Raw genomic sequence first — 18,186 nt, 5'->3', positions numbered from 1 at the left:
CGCCCGCAGCCCCGCCGGTGCACCGGACCGGCAGGAGCAGCCCGTGACCAGCCCCCAGTTCGTGGTGATCGGCGAGTGCGTCGCCGACGTCGTCCGCACCGACGGCGCGCCCGACACCGTCCACCCCGGCGGCAGCCCGGCCAACGTCGCGTACGGACTGGCCCGGCTCGGAACGCCGACCGCCCTGCTGACCCAGCTCGGCGACGACCCGTACGGGCGGCTGATCCGCGCCCACCTGGAGTCGGCCGGCGTCACCGTCCTCACCGGTCCGGCCGGGGGCGTGCGCACCCCCTCGGCGGTGGTCGGGATCGACGGGGAGGGGCGGGCCCGCTACACCTTCGACATCGACTGGACCCTCCCGGCCGGCGAGCTCCCGCACCCGCCCGGCCACCTGCACATCGGCTCCATCGCGGCGGTGACCGAGCCCGGCGCGGCCGCCGTACTCGCGCTGGTCGAGCGGTGGCGCGGCCGGGCGGGCGTCAGCTACGACCCGAACGTCCGCCCCGCGCTGCTCGGCGACCGGGCCGACGCCGTCCGCCGGGTCGAGCGGTGCGTGGCGCTCAGCGATCTCGTCAAGGCCAGCGACGAGGACCTCGGCTGGCTCTACCCGGGCCGGGACCCCGAGGAGGCGGCCCGCCACTGGCTCGGCCTCGGCCCGGCCACCGTCGCGGTCACCCGCGGACCCGACGGCGCCTTCGCGCTCACCGCGGACGGCCGCCGCGTCGAGGTGCCGGCCCGAGCCGTCGAGGTCGCCGACACCGTAGGGGCGGGCGACTCCTTCATGGCCGCGCTGCTCCACGCCCGCCACGGCGGCGCCGGCCTCGACGAGGCGCTGACCCGGGCGGCCGCGGCGGCGGCCCTGACGGTCGCCCGCCCCGGCGCCAACCCGCCCGACGCCGCCGAGCTGGCGGAGGCCCTGGCCGCGACCGCCCCCTGACGGCGCGCCACGGCTCCGCCGCCGGCCCGGGCGGGCCTGTCGGGCCCGGCGCGCCGTCGCCGGATCGCCACCACCCGGCGGGCCTCGCCGGACGCCCGGTCAGGCGGCCCGGTCACGGGCGCCCCGTCACGGCCGCCTCGTCGCGACCGCCCCGTCACGCGTGGCGCGCCCGGCCCTCAGCCCGCTCCCAGCGGACGGGTCTGCTGCGTCCCGGAGTCGAAGCTGCGGGCCGCGTCGAAGGCCCCCGTGAGGTCGGGCAGCCGGCCGAGCACGGTGTGCGCGAGTGTGACCTCCTCGGGGGTGAGGCGGCGGGTGAGGGACAGGTGTGGGGACCAGCGGCCCGGAACGTAGTGCCGGTCCGGCTCCTCGGCGCCGTCGAGCACCTCCCAGACCCGCTGGTGCAGCAGCATCAGGTCGACGGTCGGCACCACCGACCGGCTGAGCACCCGGTGCCGGCTGCGGGCGCTGAACGAGAGCAGACCCGTCAGCCGGACCGGCAGCGGCAGGGCGTCCCGCAGGAGCCCGTCGAGCCGCTCGGCCGCTCCGTCGGGCATCCGGGCGCACGCGGCCAGGGTCAGGTGCGGGCGGTGGCCCGGGTGGGTGTTGTGCGCGAGGCTGTCCACGCCGCCATCGGCCAACTGCTGCCAGACCGCGCGGACGGCGCGGTCGAACGGCGCGTCGCAGAGCAGCTCAACGGTCTGCACGCGGGCCGTCCGCGGTCGGGGACGGCACCCGGTCGTCGGCGGGGCCGGTGGTGAGGTCCTTGCCGTACCAGACCTGCGAGTAGGGACCGCTGTTGTACGCGGGGATCTCGCGGTACCCGTTCCGCAGGTACAGCGCGCGGGCCTCGACCAGGTCGAGCCGGGTGTCGAGCACGATCCGCTCGGCGCCCAGTGCCCGCGCCGCCTCGTCGACGGCGGCCAGCAGCCGGGCGCCCCCGCCGGTGCCGCGCCGCGCGGGGCGGACGTACACCCTGGTCAGCTCCACCGTGCGGGCGTCGAGCACGCGCAGGCCGGCGCAGGAGTCGGCCGCCCCGCCGTAGCGCCCCAGCAGGAACACCCCGCCGGGCGGGGCGAGGTCGTCGCTGGGCGAGTCCGCGAGCCCGGTCTCGATCTCCTCCGCCGTGCCCTCCCGGCCGAGGTGGAGCCGGTAGTACCGGTTGGCGACGTCCACGTAGTACTCCCGCAGCAACGCCAGGGCCTCCGCGGAGCCGACGTCGGCGGCCGAAACGGCCCAGGTCATCTCGGTCGTAGGTGTCCCACTGATCGTCATGCGCGCATTATCGGCACCCGGCCGCCCCGGTGACGAACGCTTTTCGATCATCCCCCGGACCCCGTCCGCCGCCGCCCCGGGCCCGACCGTGCCCGGTACGGTTCCGTCCCGTGGATCCGCGCCCCTTGCTCCTGCTCGACGTCGACGGCCCGCTCAACCCCTACTACGCCGCCCCGGCGGAGCGCCCGCCGGGATACCGGCCGTTCCTCACCGAGCCGGCCTGGTCCGCCCGGCCGGTCGAGGTCTGGCTGGACCGGACGCACGGCGAGCGGCTGCGCGCGCTGCCGTTCGACCTGGTCTGGGCGACCACCTGGGAGAACGTATCACCCTTGCACCTTGATTCTGACCTGCGGAAATGGGGCTGAGAAAGAAGGGGCCACGGCCCTGTTGTGGCCCCTTCCTTCTCACGATGACCTAGGGCATCATCTTCCGCCCCGACAGTCGTATGGGTGTCCATGGAAGGGGAGCCGTCGGGCGGATGCCGGTGGCTTCCTCAAGAGGCCGGACGCGATGCCCGGCCTTGAGCATCTGATCGCGGAGCCAGTTCGGATCGCAGCCGTACATCGTGCCGATGACCCGCATGCCCACACCCGACTCGTAGCGTCGGGCGATAGCGGGCAGAGCGGCGATCACGAGACGTTTGATCATGGCTTGCCGGTCGGGCTCGGTGCTGGCCCACATGGTTGGTCCTGGAGGTGAGATTGCCCCCGCCCGCCTGTGGCGGAGGATCGGTCTTGAGGCTTGATGAGACGGACGTACACGCCCTCGCCGATCGGCCCGAACCCGTGGCGTTCCCAGGCCCGGCGGAGCTTGTCCATGGCCTCTTCGTCGGGCCTGCGGACCTCGGGGTCGTCCGAGTCGAAGCTGCACGGTTCGTCCGGCCCGTGGTCGTGGATCGGGGCGGGGTAGCAGACGGCCAGCGTTCCCGGGACGGCCAGGCGGCGGAGCGCCTCGACCGCCAGACGCATCCCAACGCCTTTCCCCCGCCACTCGGCCGAGACCTCGACCGACTCCAGCAGGAGTAGCAGCGACGGCCGCAGTTCGGCGAGGGCCGGAGCGAGTCCGCCGTCCTCGGTGAAGATCACCCGTGGGATGCGGTCGAGAAGTCCCGGGTCCAGCTCCAGCGCCTCGCGGGGATTCGGTGTGACACCCGGGATGACGCGGGTGATGTCGGCGGTGCCGAAGATCTTGGATCCGTTCTCGTAGAAGCTGGCCCGCCAGCGGTCCGCGTTCCTCGACCAGTCCGCGTCGGCGAAGTGGCGCGACTCGTACGAGATGACCAGACGGTCGGCCATCGGTGCTCTCCCTTGCAGTGGGGGCAGGCCCCTCGCGCGTGCTGGCGAGGGGCCTGCCGTGTGCTGGCAGCCGCTACTTCGACGGCGTGGCGGGCTTCTCCTCGGCGGGCTTGCCCGCGTGCTTCGGCGGCGGCTTCTCGTTGCCCTTGTGCTTGGACACGATGATCTCGATGCGCATGGCAGGTTCCTCCTACTCGGCGGGGACGGTGTCGGCGGCGTCCGGCGGCGTGGGGCCGGGCGGCCTCTCGGGCTGCTTCTCCGGGTCGTGGCCCATACTGATGACTCCTCACACTGCGGGGTTCCCGGTCACCGGCAGGTGCCGGGGTCCTTCGGTGTTGCGGAACCCGCTCCGGCCGGCCGCCTGCCAGGGATGACGGCCGGAGCGGGAATCTGGGTGGCCCACAAGGGCCGGTGCTGCCCCCACCAGGGAACCGGCGGCGGGAGTCCGTCCCACGCCCGGCGCTGGCCCGCCCACAGGCCGCCGATGCCGAACACCGGGGCGGCGTAGGGGTCCATCAGCGCAGCCAGGGGTGGTTGGCCTCGCGAACCCGCGCCAGCAGTCGGGCACGGCGAACCCTGTCTCCCTCCGACAGGGGCGCCTCGCCGAACTCCTCCGGCGTGAGAACCGGACGGGGCCCGGACAACTTCCTCACGGGCCACGGGTGGGCGTGCAGCCACGCGAACGGGTCCACCGGCCCCAACTCCTCGGTGGGGCCGTCCAGAGCCGCCTGCGGGGTGTCCTGGTCACTCACCGGCCACCCCCAGCACGGTGCACTCCCCGTCCTCGACGTGTCGGGCACGGTTGCGTGCGAGCATCCGCGAGATCATGGGGTTCACGGCCTGCGGGTACTGCGCCTCGGCACGGTCGAAGAACAGGCACCCCGGACACTCGTCGGTGTCCGGCGGCACCTCGGACGGGCGGGCGGCGATCTCGCGAATACTCACGATGCGCCCCTGTCCGGACACACGTCCCTACCGCAGGTGCAGGGCGGCCACTCCCGCAGGATGTTGGCCCGCTCCGGGACGGAATCCGCGGTGACGCGGTCGACTTCCGTCGGTTCCTGTAGATCCGTCGTCTGCGACATTGGCCGTGGCTCCTGTCTCCAACTCTGATCCGTAGTCAGAACCGTAGGGACCGAGCCGACCGAGCCGCGAGCGTGTTGCACGGTCTTGCAGGGATTCACCCGAGCGCGGCTATCGCGGACGTGATGAGCGCACGCGCTTGGGCACCGTAGACGGCGAGGCGTTGCAACTCACCGAACGCCCGTACGTAGTCGGCAATCTCGCGGGGTTGAGTGACGTTGACCTCAGCCGTCAGCGTCTCCACGATGGCATGCCGATCGTCGTACAGGTAGAACGCTTCCAAGGGCCACATACCGCGCTGCGCAGTGAACGGGATCACCCCTAGCGACAACGAGGCCAGCGGCATCACGGCAAGCAGGTGGCCGAGCTGCCCGGCCATGGTCTCCGCGTCACCGATCTGGGAGCGGAGCACCCATTCCTCCATCAGCACCGCAAACCTGTGCCTGCCCTCGTGTAGAAGCCGCCCCCGCGCCACCCTCGCGGCAACAGCGGCGGCAACGTCATCAGGGGTTCCTTGGAACTCCGTGATGGAGCGCATCAAGGCAGTCGCGTACTCGGGCGTCTGGAGGAAACCAGGAACGACGTTGGAGACGTACGTCCGGCACAACTCCGCACGCTCGTGGAGCGCGTAGAAATCCTCCTGCACCTGGCGCATACCGGTGCGGTGGAGCCGCCGCCACTCCAGATACATCGATTCGACCGCTCTCGATGTGGCGATCAGGTCGTCCGCTTGGTCGGGAACCGCGCAGGCCGCGCACCACGCCCGAATGTCAGAGTCGGCCGGCGGGGTTCGCGCGCTCTGGATTCGGGACACTTTCGAAGGGTTCCACCCGCACCGGAACGCCAGCTGCTTACCCGTCAGTCCGGCATCCTTGCGGAGGTCGACAAGGCGGTTGGCAAGGGCAAGACGCGCGGCTTGCGCGCTTGATGACGGTGACGTTGGCATAGGTCTGGCGGTCCGGTGCTCGCAGGGTAAGGATAGGTCAGACGCTGTACTGGTCGTGCGGGATGCCGCGCTCCCAAACGGCTTCGAACGCGGAAGAGACGAGACGAACCGTCGCGGGGTCCTCAGAGAAAGCGAACCCAGGTTCGGCCCAGTCGCCATACCCCGTGAAGAAGTGGAACAGCACCAACTTGTCGTCGATCAGCCAGAAGTCGTTGCCTGGCAGCGCGATGTCCGACGCCTGACTCCTCGGCAACCACCGAACCAGTTCGCCAGCACCGAGGTTCATCGGGGTGACCGCGTGCTCCCACCGGATGTAGTCGGTCACTGGCTCGGAGACGATCCGGGCCCGCCGCATGACCACCCCACGGCCGATCGTCTCGCGGACGAGGCCCAGCCACTCGGGCCACCACGACGCCTCGGGGTCCAACTCGATCTCGCCGGTTCGGGCGAAGTGGTCGATTTCCTCGGCCTCGTCGCCGACAGCGTAGGCGTCACGCATCTCCAGGTGTACGGCAGTCTTCTGGGCGCTCTTCAGCAGCGTGGTGAAGTCGGGCACGTTCGACACGTTCGATAGCCTCCTTCAGGATCGGCAACATACGTGCCGGGATTCGGATCACAGACTCATGAGCGGGAATGCCGATCGCGTGGCCGGGAACCCACTCAGTCCCTGCGATCTTCTCGCAGAGCGCGGCATTGGCCGTCAAGCTCTGCACGATGATCTCCTCAAGCTCGTCTTCGACCCACACGGTGGGCGAGCCTCCGCCGCCGGTGGTCGGGTCGATGCCCACGAAATCTAGTGCCACGACGATCTCCAACGTCTAGGGAGTTGCAGGGACATGCACCACCGTCGGTGCTGCGAGTGAGATCCACAACCCCGCATGCACGAAATTGCACGAAGTCGGCACGAGGCGCATCCCCCACGCCGTTCAGCGCAAGATGAGCCGAAGGGTTCCCTCGACGGAGAAGCCCTGATGGCCCACTGGAATCCCGAGGACACCGAACGCACGAAAGGCCCCGGCTACCCAGCTTGTTGGGTAGCCGGGGCCGGGGTGCTCGGGCGGTCAGATGCGGTTGCCCCAGCGGTAGGCGGCGAGGCTGCGGGCGGCGTTGGAGCGGCCCGCGGGGGGCTCATCGGCGGGAAGGCGGACGCGGGCGATCAGGCGGCCCGCCTCGGCGCGGAGCTGGCGCGCTTCGGCGATCAGGGGATGGGCGACCATGACCCCATGGCGGGTGCCTCCGGCGATCAGGCGGCCGTCCGCGCGGACCTGTTCGTCGCAGTGCGCGGCGTCGCGCAGGTGGTGTTCGGCGAGGCGGAGCGCGGCGTCCTCCTGGGGGTCCAACTCGATCTCCAGGGCGGCGAATCCGGCCCGTAGGTCGGTGATGATCTCGTTCAGGGAGGCTCCTTTCACTACTCTCGGTGTATGGGTGTGACGCTGTGCGCATGAGGGTTGGTGTGTGCCTATGCGCATCGGTGCTGGTCTGCTATGACGCCCCGGAGAAGAAAGAGGCGCACGGGGGAGTCGCCCCCCGGGGTTCCGTGACCGGCGTCACGCGCTGACGTGCACTGCCCCAGCGGTCGAAGCTGGTCAACCATGCTGCAATGCAAAGAAGTTGGAGACTTTGGAGCATGTCAGGCAAGCGCGAAGCCATTCGACTTTGACTCGTCGGCTGCTCGCAAGGGAAGCGCACAGAACTGCGCGGCTACGAGGGTGTGCGAACCTCGGCGCTTTCCTTGATGGGCTCACGAAAGCGCTGTGCGTCCGCCTCGCGGCCCGGCAGGAGCACCCGTGGTCCATGCGCCTCTGCTGGGGTGCTGCGGGGCTGTGAGGCGGACGCACGGGGCCCCGGGCGGCCTCGTGGTCACCATGCCCGGCGGATCAGCCTCTCGGCGATGGCCTGGTGATCGGGCTTGGCGGGGGCGGTCGGGTCGAGCCCACCCCTGCCGAACAGCGGGCGCGGAACGGCGGCCTCGGCCAGGTTGCGGCACAGCGCGTCCAGGTCCACGAACGGGCCCGCCGCGCGGGCGGCCTCAGCGGCGAACGGCGGCAGCGAGTACCCGGCGATGATCTGCTCGACCTCGGCACGGCGGGCATCCTCGGCGGCCTGGTGGCGAAGCTCGTCCGCCTCGACGGATGCGCCGCTGTGCTCCTCGCGGACGTGGGCCAACTCGGCCTCCAGAGCAGCGATTCGGGCGTCTCGCGGGTCGGGTTCGGGCTCCGGCCGGCGTTCGGGCGCGGCCTCGGTCGCGGGGGTCGGCGCGGCGTCGCGCTGGACGGGGGTGTCGGGGTGGGCGACACCGCCGGGGATCACCTCGGCGGGCGTCGGGTCGTCTGCGGACAGTGGGTTTCTCCGGTCTTCGAGCGGGGGCAAGGGGGGCGGGTCACCAAATGTCCGTTTGGACATTTGGTGACCCCGGCTGCGCTGGGGGCTGGAACCGGCCCGTTTGGACCACTCGGGCGGGGCGGGCAATGTCCAATTGGGCATTGAGCGCCTGCGGGCCGCGAGGTGTCAGTTTTGACACCTGGCGGCCCGCCCTTGGGCACGCTGGAACATGTCTTTTTCGACAAGTCCACGCGGCGGCAGCGAGCGGGAACCGTCCACGACTGGACGGTTCCCGCCTGGGGTCACGCCTTGGCGGGCGGGGTGACCGTGAAGGCGATGGCGCGGGTGGCGTCGATGGTGGCCACGCCGCACAGGGTGTCCACGATGGACACCTCGGACTTCACGGACGGGTCGAAGTCCATGGTCACGCGCAGCGCGTACGAGTTGTCGGCGGCGGAGACGGAGCGGGCTCCGCCCTGCACCTCGTTGGGGGCGCGGACGGCCAGCGCGAAGGCCGTCTTGTGGAAGGCGACCGCGCCGTCCAGGTAAGGCGAGACGACCACGCGGAAGCCGAACAGGTCGCCCATGGTCGCGTTGCGCAGCGCGTGGGGCTCCCCTGCCTCGTTGACCTTCTGGAGCTGTTCGACGTCCAGGAGGACGTTCTGCACGTCGGGGCCGATGGCGAGGAAGCGGTCCGTGGCGGGGATCTCGCGGCGGGTGAAGTCGGCGGCTGCGGCGGTCAGCATCTTCACGACGTGCCCGGCGTCACCCGGCTTGGCGTCCGCCTTGATGACGCGGGCGGTGGCGGCCTTGCTCGCGGTGTTCAGCAGGGCGGCGGCGGACTTCTCGACGTAGGTGGATACGGCGTCCATCTGGGGCTTGAGGACCTGCTCGCCGAAGCTCTCGATGTTGAGGGTCATGTCCTTGGTGGTGAAGGCGGCGGCGTCGGTGGGCTCGTCGGTCAGCTTCACCTGCGCGTGGCCCTCCTCCACCTTGGTGTAGACGGTGGTGCCGTTGAAGTTCTGGGCGGTGCGGCGCTTGGGGGTGCGCACCCGCACCGAGTCGCCCCGGCCGCCGGTGAAGCTCGCTTCGGCGTCGCGCATCACGCACTCGCCCAGGACGGAGTTCGAGCGCATCAGGGCCAGGCCCACGGCCACGACATCGTCTATCTCGAAGGTGTTGCCGGTCATACGGGGTAGCGCCTTTCCTGGGGTTCCCGCCGATGCGGCGGGAACGGAGAAGCCCCGGCCATCTGCGGCGCGGGGCTGGGGAGTTGGGGTGTCGGTGCGGTCAGCCGGCCGAAGGTACGGGAAGCCCGTCGAACAGGTCGGCGGCGGTCGGCGGCCGGTAGCCGTCAGGGGCGCGGAACAGCCGCGCGTCACCGCTCATGAAGTGGGCGCCCGTCGTCCGTTGCAGGGTGAGCAGTGCGGACAGGTACATGAACTCGGCGTTCGGGTTGGCCTCCCACGCTTCGTGGTTGACCACGTCGCGGTAGGTCAGCGAGAGGGCCGCGCACCACCGCAGGTAGTGCGCGGTGGTCGGGGTCTTGTCCTCGGACTCCCAGGCGTAGACGGTGGCCAGGTGGACACCGACGCGGTCGGCGACCTCGGCAACGGACAGGTCCAGTGCCTTGCGGCGGGCGGAGAGGGAGAACGGGTGGATCATGGTTGGGGGTCCTTCTTTCGGTCGGGTGGCGGGGTTCATGATCACCAGGGGGTTGGGGGTGAAACGGCATGCTGGCCGTCCCGTCCGCCCCGGATCTGGTGATCATGGTCGGAGGTGCGGGTGGGGTCCGGCCCGTGCTGGCAAGGGGTTCGGTGGGTGTCGGGTGGGGTGCGGCCCCCTCCCTGGGGTCAGGGGGTCGGGGGGTTTGCGCACGTCACGGCATCCCCCCGAATCTGAGGTGGGGTCAGGCGTTCGCGGGGTGAGATCCACTCGGTCGTGAGCATGTCGGCCTTGTCGGTGTTGCAGTCCCGGCAGGCCCAGCGGAGATTGGCGATCTCCGTGAGCCCGCCGCGCGCCACCGGCCTTACGTGGTCCAGGACTTCGCCCGGCGTGGCCAGTGCTGGCGGGCAGTACGCGCACCGGTCGCCGTGGCGCTCGGACACCTTCCGGCGGATCGACTCCCGGCGGTCCCGCAGGCGGCGGCGCTGCTCGTCCTGGCAGACTTGGCAGACGCCGTCCGGGAACTGCATCACCTCCTTGCGGAAGCGGCAGCGTCGACACGGGCGGGCCTTCTCCCCGGGGTCTCTCCCGGCCTGGCGGGCCTTGCGGCGGGCGTGCTCGGCGGCGCGCGAGCACCGGTCGGAGCAGTAGCGCCTACGGGGGTCGGCCAGCGCGTCCACGGTGCCCGTACAGCGGGGGTTGTGGCACGCCCGTGGCCCGTGCGCGGTGCGCTCCAGCAGCTCGGCGCGGCGGGCGTCCTCACGGCGGCGGGCCCGGCGGTCGGCCGCGCACCGTTCGCAGTAGGTGGCCTGCCCGGCGCGGGCGGGCCGCCTGCCCGACGGCTCGCCGCACTCACCGCACAGCGCGGGGTCCGCAAGCTCCCTCAGGGCCGCGCGCTGGGACTCCCGCGCCAGAGCGAAGGCCCTGCGGCAGCGCTCGTCCGCACAGAGCGGCTGCGGGCCGTCCCGGGCCCGGGGCCGCACCCCGCACACCCGGCACCGGGCCGTGGTGGTCTCCATGTCCGGCACTCCTCCCCCCGACGAAACGCGGTGATCATGAACAGGTAGAGGTGCGGCCGTCGCTCTCGCCTGCGGACGAATCCCGGAGCAAATGAGAGAGACCCCGGCACTGTGCCGGGGTCTCCCGCGAAGCCGCCACGCACGTCCGAGTGTGCGCACCTGTCCACCTGTATTGAGGGGAGGCGGTTAACGCCGATCCCCCAACTCCTCACGGGAGAAGGTCCCGTAGGTATTAAGTCGGGCCGGTTAACGGCCTCCCTCTCCGGCCGCCGGCATCGGCTGCTTCCACCCGCGCGGCGTCTTCCACACGATGTGCAGCCGGTCCGCCTTCAACCGCGCACCCGAGTAGGGGGCCTTCTTCAGGTACACCCGCTCGATTGCCAGCCGCAGGAGCTGACCCCGGTAGTGGCTGTCGGCGGACTCCCACAGCTCCCGGCAGCGCTCCGGGTCTCTCAGCGCCGAGATGTCCGCCATCGGCACGGCCACCGCCTCCCAGTCACTGCGGGCGCTCTCCAGGTCCTCCACGGCGGCCCGGCGCAGCTTGATGAACGTCTCCTCGCCGTCGCGGCCGGTGTAGGCCCCGCCCGCGTTCAGGCGGTCGAGCTTGGCCACGGCCTCCTCCGCCAGCTTGATCCGGCCCCGGGCCTCGGACTCCTTCTGGCTCTCCTCCGGCTGCGAGAGGGCCACCCAGCCCTCCGCGACGGCCAGCATCACGGGGTCCAGCGGGTCGGCGGTGGTCAGCTTCCTGTGCCACTCCTCCCCGAGGACGCGTTCCACCGTGGTCCGCATCCCCGACACAGGGTCGGGGCAGGTCTTGATGCCGAGACTGAGCGGACCGCACCGGAACGACTGGCCGTGGATCGTCGCCGTGTGGCCCTTCCTCGGGTCGCGGCCCCCGCCGTCGCACCACATCAGGCCCGAGGCGGGCGAGCGCTCCACCGGCTTGGCCTGTTCCTCCACGGTCGGCAGGTTCTTGCGCCGCTCGAATCCGGCCGCGATCCGACGGTGCTTGTCCCACGTCTCCTGCGGGATGGTCTGCGCGTCCTTGGCGAACACCCTCACCGGCTTCCCCTTGCCGTTCAGGTAGAGGTGGTGGTGCCCCTTCACGGTGAAGACCTGCCATCCGAGGTACACCGGGTTGCGCAGGATCTTGCCGACCGTGTTCGACCGGAACGGCCCGCCCTTCGAGGACCGGTACCCGTCGGCGGTCAGCCCCAGCGCGATTCTCCGGTTCGAAGAGCCTTCGGCGGCCTCGGCGTGGATGCGGACGATCACCTCCCAGAACTTGCCGGGCTTGAGCTTGCGCTTCTTCGTGACCCTGCACCCGTACGGCGCACCCGCCAGCCACTTGCCCTCTTCGCGCTGCGCAGCCTTGGTGTCCCGGACCTTCTCCGACAGGACACGGCTGTACTCGCGGGCGTCCTCCGCCTTGCCGACGATGCGGACGCGGTCTGCGGGAACGTCCGTGTCCAGCCGGTCCAGGTCGAACACCAGCCGCTTGCCCGGCACGTCCAGGACCTTCAGCACGTCGCCCGCACCCTGCCGCGAGTACCGGGACGAGTCGTACACCCACAGGCAGTCCGAATCGCCTTCGAGCAGCGCGTGCACCGCCGCCTCGAACTCCGGACGCGCCACGCCCTTCTTGTAGGCCGAAAGGTTCTCCCGGAAGATCCTCCGGATCTCGTACCCGTCCGCCTTCGCCCACGCCCGCCCCCGCACCTCCTGCGCCTTCAACGACAGAATGTCCCGGGCAGCCGTACCCCTCACGACCTGCGACTTCCTAATAAGCAGGTCGACGTATCGCACCGGTCCGGCAGACTTGCGCGCCATGGTTCCACTCTCCAGTCAGCGGCACGGGCCTGCATCCTGGAGGTGCAAGGGCGACCCGTCGCTCTGGCAGGACGGGGCGAACACGTGGATCGGACCGGTGCTCGGACTGCCCGAGCTGCCGTACCTCCGGTTGCCCGGTCCGGCGGAGTGGCGGCCGGACGACACCTGCCCGAAGACCTGGCCGATCGTCAGCTGGGCGGCCGGGCGGCCGTTCGCCTGGGTGGACGACGACATCGGGCCGGCCGACCACGCGTACGTGGCAACCCACCACGTCGGCCCCGCACTGCTGCACCGGGTGCACCCGGCCCGCGGGCTGATGGCGGAGGACTTCGCCGTGCTGGCCGCCTGGGCGGCGGCCCGGTAGCGCCCAGGCGCCCTGCCCTTGCTCCGCTGATCAGCGGAGGTCGCGGGAATTGCCCAGCAGCAGGATCCACCGGCGTCAAATAGTAATTTATATCAATTCGACGGAGCGGAAGTTATATAACTCCCGCGCATCTGGTTTTAGTGCACTCCTGCCATGGTTTTCTGAATCAATTAAACCATGTTTTCTGTGGTGCCTGACCTGCGCAGATGCATGTCCGGTCAATTCGACGCCTGGTGATTTTGAGACCTTCTCTGACGGGTCTTAGGATGCCGGTGCGAGTGCGGGCCGCCTCCTGGCAGAGGCGACCCGTGCGTTCCTCGCGTGCCGGTATTCGAGAGAACCGAAAGGAACGCCCCATCATGGCACAGCGCAACCGGGTTCCCCTGGCCAGGGCCGATAGGCCCGTGACCTGGCGGGACCTCACGGTCTACACCCACGGCGTGGTCACGGCCCTCGTCCTCCACGGCCAGGTTGGCTGGCCGACGACGACGGCCGCGGCCGTCGGCCTCACCGGTCCCGTCCTGTGGGAGCTGCTGCGTGGTCAGCGGTAAGCAGGGCAAGTAGGTCTCAGCCCCGGTCGTCCTCATCGGACGACCGGGGCTTGTTCGGGCCCGCCGACGGGGAGGACCGCACGTCCGAAGGCGCCGCGCGATCCACCGGAAGGGTTCTCGGTACTGCGTACACCCCGGGACCGGTGATCCCGCCCACTCGGTGACGAGCGTCTTGTCGATGGAGGCGAAGCCGTTACGGGGGTCCTCCCGCGCAGGCCTGGCGGTGATCGGAAGGGCGGTTCCACGGGGTGCTCCGGTTGTTCGTCAGGTGAGGAGGAGCGCGGCCGGCGATCCCGGGTGGTCGGAAGGCGTAGGTCATGAACTCGCTGACGCCGGTGAGGACGAACCCGGCCTTGAGGAGGACGCGGCCGGAGGCGGGGTTGTCGGGGTGGTGCCTGGCGTGGATCTTCGGCAGTCCGAGGTGGCCGATGCCCAAGGCGAGTATCCTACGGACACCTTCGGTGGCGTGGCCCCGGCCCCAGGCGTCCGCGCGCAGGATGTAGCTGATGGTGGCGATGGGGCGGTCACGGTGGAGCTTGACTACACCGAGGAGGTCACCGTCCCCGACGAGGCCGAGCATGTACGGCGTCCGGGGGTCCTGCCGTGCGGAGGCTGCGGCGTCGCGAGTGTAGTAGCGGGCTTCGGCATCGTCGGGAGCCAGCTTCCTCAGCTCGATCACGCGCCCACCGCTTCAATGAGCTTGGCCAGCTCGGGCGCGGTCGGCCGGTCGTCGGGGTCGGCCAGCAGGACGTAGCGAAGCCGGGCCTGGAGGGCGGGCCAGGGCATCGTGGTGGACATCGGGACGGCCTTCCCGGCGATGGCCTTGCGTTTCGCCTCCACTGTGGCGTCCTTGCGGAGTCCGCCGGCCTCGTAGTCCAGCGGCCAGCTACCGGTGACGCAGGTCCACAGGGTGCCGGCGAGGGCGTAGACGTCGGCCGTCTGTGTGGTGATGACGGGCTGAGGGCCGGTGATGATACGGGCGGCCAGCTCGGGGGCGGTGAGGTGAATCATCGTGCCGTCGAAGGTCGGACAGGGAGTGATGTCGACCCGGCGGGACCAGGCGAAGTCCAGGAGCCGGACACCCTCTTCGGTGTGGATGCCGTGCTGGGGCTGGAGGTCCCCGTGTACCCACCCGGCGTTGTGCAGCTCGGCCACGGCGCGGCACAGTTCGACCGCAGCGGCGAGGGCTTCGCCCTTGCCTTCGTCACTCCTGCGTACGAGCCGGAACACGTCCCAGGTGGACGGCCCGGCCAGCCATGGGGTGACGTACCAGACGCCGTCGGCGAAGCGGCTGACGGTCACGGTGTAGCCGGGGAGCCGGTCCAGCACGGAGGCTTCGCGGGCGGTGACCTCGGCGGCCTCGCCGGTACCGAGCTTGATGCTCGCCACTCCTCGGGGACCGGTGGCCTTCCATACCGCCGAGCCGCGCCGATTGCTGATCTCCTTCAGCTCCAGGGGTCCGCAGACCGCCTCTGCGGCCTTCAGCGCCTCTGCGGCATCGGAATTGAACTCGCCCATTCTCCTACTGCCCTCCACTCGCATGGGATGTGCTCGAAGACGTCCCGACCGTCATCGACTGCCACGGACAGTGCCGTGGCGAGGTCGGGCGTGGCCTCCAGGAATTTCGGGTCAAGCGGTCGGACGCCGGTCCGAACGGGGAGGAACGAGAATCCACAGGTCGGTTCCGGGCAGAGCGATGTCTGCCGCCAAGCGGCGCGGAAGCCGGCGCACCTGCTCGCCGATAGCCACGTTCAGGAATGTCACATGGTGTTCGTAGCGGATGTACTCCGTGACCGGTTCGGAGACGATCCGAGCTCGACGCATGGCGACGCCACGGTCGATCACCTCTCCGGCGAATTCGGTCCAGTTCTGGAACCATTCCGGACGGTCGTCCGGGCTGTAGCGAAGACCCTCCCGATAGCGCTCGAACTGCGGGTCGTTCGGCGCGTAGATGTCGCGCATCTCCAGGTGCACGGCAGAGAAGTTGGCCTCTGCCATGGCTGTGGCGATCGGGTTGGCCACGCTACTCCTTCACTTCCTCGTGAGTGGCCAGCCGTGCGGCGAGGTCCACGATGGATTTGATCATTTCTTTGGGGAGGCGGATCACGGTCTCATGGTCAGGCACGTCAGCCGAGTGCCCGGGGATCGAACCGACGTCCTTGCAGCGACTCAAGTCCACTTCACTGGCCTTGTAGGACTGGATGATCAGGGTGCCGCTCTCCGGGTCGCGCCAAATCGTCGGCGAGTCAACCTCTGGCGTGTTGGAGATGATCCCGATGAACTGTAGAGGTTGCACGATGCTCCCCCGTGATTCCGGTTCCGCGTAGTTGCCCAATCGATGGGCTCATACTGGCGCGTGCACGGTTGGCCTGTCAGGCGATTCCGATTCTGGCGAACTACCAGCTCAGTGGCCGGGAGTCCGGTGAGGGCGCAAGCAGCCGTCTGGATAAGGGGAGAATTCCCTTCTTCCTGCTGCTCGACAGGCCTGGGGCCGCAGGCAGCGGTTGTGAAGAGTGGCGGGGTGGGGTTTGGTGCCGTGGGCCGGCGGGGCGGCAGTGCACGGCCGGGGTGGGGGCCGCGGGAGTGGGCTCTGGTGTCCGGCTGGGCGGGAGCTCGTTCAGCGGCTTGTGGCTCAGGGTCTGACCTTCGGCCGCGAGCCGGGCGAGGGGCCTGGTGTTCGGGCTCTCCTTCACGTGTAGTCGGCTGCGAAGCCGGCGCAGGGTCCGCAAAGGCCTGCGCCGTCGTCGTCCCGTGCGATCACTGGCTGGACGGTGCCGCAGCGGGCGCACGGCTCGCCGGTGCGGTGACGCTGGTAGTGGGTGGCGCAGATCGGCTGGCCTTGCTCGCCGCGGCTGGCGCAAGGGCGGACCCGGTTGCAGAGCGAGCAGATCGCCTCGGGCCCCTGGCGGCAGCCGTCGCAGAGGTCCGGCTGTTCGCCGCGTGCGTTGTCGGCCGGGGCGGCTCGGGCGTCCCAGGGGGGCCGGTCTGGACGGGCCGTGGGCGGTGCCGCCGCTGCGCCGGTCGGGTGACGGGGGGATTGGGGGGTCGGCGTGGCGGGGGAGCAGTGGGTCCATGGACAGACCATCAGATTGTCGTATTAGCGGGTTTCTGAGGGGGCATCACCGGGGTCGGGCCGGGCTGGTCGCGGCCGTGTGCCTGGCCGCCGCGGTCGCGGGCTGCGGCAGGCCGGCCGGGGGTTCGGCGGCGCCGGAGCCCGCGCGGGCCGGGGCGGGCGCGGCTGCCGGCGGCGGGGCGCTCGCGGGCGGGGCGCCCGCCGAGAAGGGTGCGCCGCGTCCGCCCGCCGTGCCGCTGTCGCTGCCCGGGCCCGCCCGCGCCGAGGAGGAGACCAGCAGCGAGGCGGTGGCGCGCAAGGCCGAGGCCGTCCGGACCGCACTGGAGACCGCCCACCGGTGGGGGCTGGAGCGCCCGCCGCTGCCGGTGCCGCCGCGGCCGGCGGGCCGGCCGGAGCTGCGGGCCGCCTCGGGGGTGAAGCTCGCCGCCGGACTGCCGCCGGTGGTCTACCGGGTGCCCACCGACGAGAGGATCGTCTTCCTCACGGTCGACGACGGCGCGGAGAAGGACCCGGAGTTCAGCCGGATGGCCGCCGAGCTCGGGATCCCGCTCTCCACCTTCGTCGCCGACTACCTCGCCCGCTCCGACTACGGCTACTTCCGCCGGCTCGCGGCCCAGGGCGACGCGGTGAACAACCACACGATCAACCACCGCAACCTCAAGGTCCTCGGCTACGAGACCCAGCGGGAGGAGATCTGCAACCAGCAGGACCAGCTGGAGCAGCAGATCGGCGCCCGCCCCAGGCTCTTCCGGCCCCCGTACGGCGAGTACAACGAGGACACCCTGCGGGCCGCCGCCTCCTGCGGCATCGAGGCGGTGCCGCTCTGGAACGAGGAGGCCTTCCCGGACCGGATGGAGTACCGCCAGCTCGACCAGCGCCTCCACTCGGGCGACATCATCCTCACCCACTTCCGGGGCACCGACCTCTGGCCGGGCACCATGACGGACCTGCTCCGCAAGGTCGTCGAGGAGGTCACCGCGCAGGGCTTCGCGCTGGCCCGGCTGGACGACTACCTGTAGCGGCCGCGCGGTGGGCCCCGGCCGACGCGGCGGTCAGTCCGGCGGTCCGCCCGGCGGGCCCGCCCCGTCGGCCGGGGCCCGGACCGGCCGCCCGCCGGTCGCTCAGTCGAGCGAGAGGGCGTCGAGGTACACCCAGGCGCCCTCGTACCGGACGAAGCGGCTGTGCTCGGTGAGGACGCCCTCCTCCCGGCCCTCGGTGTAGTGCGCGCGGAAGGCCACCGTGCCCTCGGTGTGGAACGCTCCGCCCTCGGAGCCGGAGAGCACCTCCAGGCGGACCCAGCGCAGCCCGGGGTCGAAGTCCACCGTGTCCGGCCGGGTGTCGGGGTGCCAGGTGCGCAGCAGGTAGGCCTCGTCGCGGGCGGCGAAGGCGCTGAACCGCGAGCGCATCAGGGCCTCGGCGGTGGTCGCCGCGGCCTGGCCGCGGTGCAGGCGGCCGCAGCACTCGCCGTACGTCGCGGGCAGGCCGCACGGGCAGGGGGAGGAGGGGAGCAGGCGGGGCGCGGGCGCGGCGGCGCGGGGCGCGGGGCGTCGTCGGGACATGGCGTACATTCTGGCCCCTGTCCGGGTGGCTCCCGCCCACCCTGCCGCACAACGGGGCCGAGAGCCGGGGCCGAGCGCCGGGGCCGCGTACGGGGTGCCCGCCCGGGTGCGCGGCCGCGCGCGGCCGCGCGGCCTGTTGTGCGCCGTGCGCCCGTGCGCCCGTGTGCCCGACCGGCCGGTCGGACGTGCGCCACCGGTGCGGCCACCGTCGGGGCGGCCGCCGCGCTCGTCACTCACGGTCACCGTTGCTCGCTTGGTGGCTGTCGCGCC

At 71.0% G+C, this 18,186-nt stretch carries 24 protein-coding genes and 1 pseudogene; 5 read left to right on the top strand and 20 right to left on the bottom strand.

The genetic code is table 11. The features are described 5' to 3' along the window. Positions 1-43 precede the first annotated feature (43 nt). Positions 44-937, top strand: coding sequence for a carbohydrate kinase family protein (locus OG550_RS01275; RefSeq protein ID WP_327673559.1), 894 nt, complete (start codon positions 44-46; stop codon positions 935-937). Positions 938-1,113: 176 nt separating this feature from the next. Here the strand turns inward: OG550_RS01275 and OG550_RS01270 are convergent, their stop codons facing one another. Together OG550_RS01270 and OG550_RS01265 are read right to left on the bottom strand one after the other, a co-directional pair. After that, entirely contained in the window at positions 1,114-1,641 is a 528-nt protein-coding gene (locus OG550_RS01270; protein ID WP_327673557.1) for a 2'-5' RNA ligase family protein, read from the bottom strand. Further along, the gene (locus OG550_RS01265) at positions 1,628-2,209 is read right to left on the bottom strand and encodes a GNAT family N-acetyltransferase (protein WP_327673555.1); all 582 of its coding nucleotides are present in this window, start codon (positions 2,207-2,209) and stop codon (positions 1,628-1,630) included. The genes OG550_RS01270 and OG550_RS01265 overlap by 14 nt, the downstream gene beginning before the upstream one ends. A 110-nt stretch (positions 2,210-2,319) precedes the next feature. Between OG550_RS01265 and OG550_RS01260 the strand changes: the two are divergent. Further along, a pseudogene (locus OG550_RS01260) lies at positions 2,320-2,529 on the top strand (hypothetical protein); the annotation flags it as partial. A gap of 94 nt (positions 2,530-2,623) precedes the next feature. On the opposite strand, the gene OG550_RS01255 reads toward OG550_RS01260, so the two are convergent. From OG550_RS01255 to OG550_RS01195, 13 genes are all read right to left on the bottom strand, one after another. Further along, a complete protein-coding gene (locus OG550_RS01255; RefSeq protein WP_327673553.1) occupies positions 2,624-2,890 on the bottom strand; it encodes a hypothetical protein in 267 nt (88 codons plus the stop codon). Continuing rightward, positions 2,854-3,504: a hypothetical protein gene (locus tag OG550_RS01250; protein ID WP_327673551.1), complete on the bottom strand. Its 651-nt coding sequence runs from the start codon at positions 3,502-3,504 to the stop codon at positions 2,854-2,856. Before OG550_RS01250 ends, OG550_RS01255 begins: the two co-directional genes overlap by 37 nt. Positions 3,505-4,019: 515 nt before the next feature. Next, the gene (locus OG550_RS01245; RefSeq protein ID WP_327673549.1) at positions 4,020-4,256 is read right to left on the bottom strand and encodes a hypothetical protein; all 237 of its coding nucleotides are present in this window, start codon (positions 4,254-4,256) and stop codon (positions 4,020-4,022) included. Then, entirely contained in the window at positions 4,249-4,449 is a 201-nt protein-coding gene (locus OG550_RS01240) for a hypothetical protein (protein WP_327673547.1), read from the bottom strand. Before OG550_RS01240 ends, OG550_RS01245 begins: the two co-directional genes overlap by 8 nt. Before the next feature lie 235 nt (positions 4,450-4,684). Continuing rightward, positions 4,685-5,533: a helix-turn-helix domain-containing protein gene (locus tag OG550_RS01235; protein WP_327673544.1), complete on the bottom strand. Its 849-nt coding sequence runs from the start codon at positions 5,531-5,533 to the stop codon at positions 4,685-4,687. Positions 5,534-5,570: 37 nt separating this feature from the next. Then, on the bottom strand, positions 5,571-6,098 hold the full coding sequence (locus tag OG550_RS01230; RefSeq protein WP_327673542.1) for a DUF6879 family protein: 528 nt from the start codon (positions 6,096-6,098) through the stop codon (positions 5,571-5,573). Beyond that, positions 6,025-6,348, bottom strand: a complete 324-nt coding sequence (locus OG550_RS01225; protein ID WP_442905912.1) for a hypothetical protein — start codon at positions 6,346-6,348, stop codon at positions 6,025-6,027. The genes OG550_RS01230 and OG550_RS01225 overlap by 74 nt, the downstream gene beginning before the upstream one ends. A gap of 246 nt (positions 6,349-6,594) precedes the next feature. Continuing rightward, positions 6,595-6,942 (bottom strand): hypothetical protein, encoded by a 348-nt coding sequence (locus OG550_RS01220; protein WP_327673540.1) that lies wholly within the window; start codon positions 6,940-6,942, stop codon positions 6,595-6,597. 451 nt (positions 6,943-7,393) lie between these two features. Then, positions 7,394-7,843 carry a hypothetical protein gene (locus tag OG550_RS01215; protein ID WP_327673538.1) on the bottom strand — a complete coding sequence of 150 codons (450 nt, stop codon included), beginning with the start codon at positions 7,841-7,843 and terminating at the stop codon, positions 7,394-7,396. Between the two features lie 314 nt (positions 7,844-8,157). Beyond that, entirely contained in the window at positions 8,158-9,045 is an 888-nt protein-coding gene (locus OG550_RS01210; protein WP_327673536.1) for a P22 phage major capsid protein family protein, read from the bottom strand. 100 nt (positions 9,046-9,145) lie between these two features. After that, positions 9,146-9,520, bottom strand: coding sequence for a helix-turn-helix transcriptional regulator (locus OG550_RS01205; RefSeq protein ID WP_327673534.1), 375 nt, complete (start codon positions 9,518-9,520; stop codon positions 9,146-9,148). 188 nt (positions 9,521-9,708) lie between these two features. Further along, entirely contained in the window at positions 9,709-10,539 is an 831-nt protein-coding gene (locus OG550_RS01200) for an HNH endonuclease (protein ID WP_327673532.1), read from the bottom strand. Between the two features lie 246 nt (positions 10,540-10,785). Beyond that, the gene (locus OG550_RS01195) at positions 10,786-12,369 is read right to left on the bottom strand and encodes a recombinase family protein (protein WP_327673530.1); all 1,584 of its coding nucleotides are present in this window, start codon (positions 12,367-12,369) and stop codon (positions 10,786-10,788) included. Here OG550_RS01195 and OG550_RS01190 point away from each other — a divergent pair. Together OG550_RS01190 and OG550_RS01185 are read left to right on the top strand one after the other, a co-directional pair. After that, a complete protein-coding gene (locus OG550_RS01190; RefSeq protein WP_327673528.1) occupies positions 12,368-12,733 on the top strand; it encodes a hypothetical protein in 366 nt (121 codons plus the stop codon). The genes OG550_RS01195 and OG550_RS01190 overlap by 2 nt on opposite strands. Before the next feature lie 359 nt (positions 12,734-13,092). Further along, on the top strand, positions 13,093-13,284 hold the full coding sequence (locus tag OG550_RS01185) for a hypothetical protein (protein WP_327673526.1): 192 nt from the start codon (positions 13,093-13,095) through the stop codon (positions 13,282-13,284). 193 nt (positions 13,285-13,477) lie between these two features. Here the strand turns inward: OG550_RS01185 and OG550_RS01180 are convergent, their stop codons facing one another. The 4 genes from OG550_RS01180 to OG550_RS01165 form a co-directional block, all read right to left on the bottom strand. Then, on the bottom strand, positions 13,478-13,963 hold the full coding sequence (locus OG550_RS01180; RefSeq protein ID WP_327673524.1) for a GNAT family N-acetyltransferase: 486 nt from the start codon (positions 13,961-13,963) through the stop codon (positions 13,478-13,480). Next, positions 13,960-14,802: a protein kinase domain-containing protein gene (locus OG550_RS01175; RefSeq protein ID WP_327673522.1), complete on the bottom strand. Its 843-nt coding sequence runs from the start codon at positions 14,800-14,802 to the stop codon at positions 13,960-13,962. Before OG550_RS01175 ends, OG550_RS01180 begins: the two co-directional genes overlap by 4 nt. A gap of 111 nt (positions 14,803-14,913) precedes the next feature. Further along, positions 14,914-15,306, bottom strand: coding sequence for a DUF6879 family protein (locus tag OG550_RS01170; RefSeq protein ID WP_327673520.1), 393 nt, complete (start codon positions 15,304-15,306; stop codon positions 14,914-14,916). Position 15,307: 1 nt separating this feature from the next. Continuing rightward, positions 15,308-15,619 carry a hypothetical protein gene (locus OG550_RS01165; RefSeq protein WP_327673518.1) on the bottom strand — a complete coding sequence of 104 codons (312 nt, stop codon included), beginning with the start codon at positions 15,617-15,619 and terminating at the stop codon, positions 15,308-15,310. Positions 15,620-16,434: 815 nt separating this feature from the next. Here OG550_RS01165 and OG550_RS01160 point away from each other — a divergent pair. Further along, entirely contained in the window at positions 16,435-17,376 is a 942-nt protein-coding gene (locus tag OG550_RS01160) for a polysaccharide deacetylase family protein (RefSeq protein WP_327673516.1), read from the top strand. Between the two features lie 102 nt (positions 17,377-17,478). On the opposite strand, the gene OG550_RS01155 is transcribed toward OG550_RS01160, so the two are convergent. Then, a complete protein-coding gene (locus OG550_RS01155; protein WP_327673514.1) occupies positions 17,479-17,916 on the bottom strand; it encodes a YchJ family protein in 438 nt (145 codons plus the stop codon). Between the last annotated feature and the right edge of the window lie 270 nt (positions 17,917-18,186).

The organism is Kitasatospora sp. NBC_00458, assembly GCF_036013975.1.
In the GTDB taxonomy this organism is placed as follows: Bacteria; Actinomycetota; Actinomycetes; order Streptomycetales; family Streptomycetaceae; genus Kitasatospora.
The sequence above is the reverse complement of the archived record's forward strand: the minus strand, read 5'-3'. Positions and strand labels throughout refer to the sequence as shown.